1 pseudogene is annotated in these 2541 nt (G+C 46.5%); it reads right to left on the bottom strand.

From position 1 onward, the window contains the following. Positions 1–2541, bottom strand: a pseudogene (locus tag F8B77_RS17595) (hypothetical protein); the annotation flags it as partial.

The raw sequence follows: 2541 nt of genomic DNA, 5'->3' as shown, positions 1-2541 counted from the left end.
AGCGGTTAATGGGTCTAAACCATAGGTGGTTTCAAAGCCATCACCCATGCCATCACCATCAGTATCGGACGTCACACTGTAGCTGTTAACATCAAGTGTGTCTGCCACACCATCGCCATCCAGATCGAGGTCTATACCGTCCTCAATACCATCACCATCAAAATCATTGTACGGTAAGGTGAAATCAATACTAAACGGATAAATACCCAGCTCTTCTTGCGCTGAGGTAACATAACGCAATTTCACTACGCCACCATAATATTGAACCCCAGTCGGCAAGGCGCTGAAACTACTGCTATCTAGCGAAATGTGGAAATAATTAACTGTATCAAAACTCGGCGATGGCTCACCTGGGGTGGTGACATAGTGCATCGCTGTTTGAAGTTGATTGTATATACGATGCCCTTTCAACATCACTGGATAAGCATTGCCCGCGGCATCTTTCACCTCTACCGTGAAACGGGTGTCGAGCTCGAAGGTTTCCCAAAAATTTGGCGTCACTGTTGCGCTAGGACCTGTTAAACCCGAGCCTGGCAACATGGCAACGGCTTGGTATTCGCTACCGGTGAAATGATTGGTGTAATCAAAAGATAAACGGTTATCTTGTGTAAGGTTCTCGACTGAGTAGATTTCCACTGTTGTGGTTTGCGGATCGATCGCCGTTACTGGATTACTATCGGCATCAATGATTTCCATTTCTACCGTGTGTTGACCCAGGCTTAATCCTGTTAAAACCACGCTTGGATCTATAGCTGTTACCCACTCACCACCATCTAGACGGTAACGCCAAGCGTCAAAGTTGATGCGAGTAAAGAAAGATAAACGGGTGTCATCATTATTCAGTTGCACCAAGCTAAAGTTAGAAATCAGCTCACCGTAGATGTCCAAATCTTCTGGCACTGCCATGAGGTTCAACGCCGTGGTGCGCTCACTCACGTCTTGATTGATGAATAACCAGTTGTCATCAGGAATATCATCGGCCTCAATGGTTTGTAATTTAGTCGCGACCCAATCACTACCATTTAAGGTCACTTCATAAATGTCGTACTTCACATCACGCGGCAAACGCAGCATTGGGTAGGTTTCATTTAAACGGAATCCCGTTGGTGCCAATTGATGTGGACCGATTTGATACAAAGGTAACGCGGTATTGAACTGATAACTGATCCCTTCGTTAATAGTATATTGCGTAGCACTGTAACCGGTGCTGGCAAAACTACAGCCGTAGCCAGCATCATGATAAACCAATGCAATGTTACCCACCGTTTGGCTTGGGGAAGCACTGGCAGGACAACCACCAGTGCTGCTTGTAATATAAGGAATAGGTAGACCATCAACATTACCTGCGAGCACCCCGGAATTAAGCGTGACATAGAGTTCGTTTTCATCCGCTGTGCCATTGCCATCTAAATCGGTATCTAAACCATTCAATATGCCATCGTTGTCTGTATCAATTTGACCTAGGTAAATCGGATGATTGGCATCACTCGGGTCGCTAAATTGCGCCAATTCCACCCCGTCAAATAAGCCATCACCATCACTGTCAACGGCATTGGCATTATTAACAGCAATTAACAAGTCTTGCGCTTCATCTGGCGTATTCCAAGAATTACTCGCTAAACTGGCCTGATAATCAGCCAATAAGCTGGCAGTTAGGTATTGAGTCGGGAACAAGGTTTGCAGTTGCGTTAATGTAATGCTGGCATTGGCGGTATTTTGTAAATCAATAAATGCTGTGGCGATGCTGTTCACGCTAGCAATAGTATCTTCAAGGGCTATCAATGACGTTACTGCTTGATTGACCAGTTCACTACGATACAAGCTTAAGACCGTTGCATCACTTGATATCCCGGTTAAACCAATAAAGTGCGCAAACACATCGCTATCTGCGATGTTGCTGTCTGCCACTCGCGACGCCAAATTCGCGACAGCTAATGGGTTTACTACGTCCACCACATTTTGAGTGACAACATTTGAAAAGCGAACACCGTCTTTCTCCACCATCCAACTGATGTTATCGCTCGCATTTCTATCGACTGGCAAGAGCGTCATCATGGTCAAGCTCGAATCGCTGCCTTGGTAACTCACATTAACATTCACTGTGTCGCCATTAATGCCAGTGACTTGCAAATCACCGCTGGCATTGAGCGCCCAATCAATGCTTGGCGCTGTGCGAGGTGACAATACATCAAGGCTGACCACCTCTTGCCATGTGCCATCAACTGCTGTCACCGCAAAACGTGCGGTGCCATCTTGGTTCACGCTAATTTGTTCATTGGCGATAGTGGCAACATCTGGGGTGAGGCTTTCTATGGTGACACTTTGACTATCAGAAGCCGTCACCGTCAGCGTGTGAGAGCCGTTGTTAATATCGCCAAGTGTTGAAGTAATGGAAACAGGTGTCGCGCTAGGTTGCAGGGTAATGGTTTCTAAACGCGCTACCCCGTCCACATCTACGCTGATTTGCACTAGCGCACCATTGCTGTACAAGCTGGTATCGAAGGTCCCTGTGAGTGCCGTTAAGCTGTCACCCTCAAGGAC

The sequence above is a fragment of the Aliivibrio finisterrensis genome (assembly GCF_008933155.1).
GTDB classification, from domain to species: domain Bacteria; phylum Pseudomonadota; class Gammaproteobacteria; order Enterobacterales; family Vibrionaceae; genus Aliivibrio; species Aliivibrio finisterrensis.
Note: the sequence above shows the minus strand (reverse complement) of the source record. Positions and strands in the feature narration are given on the sequence as shown.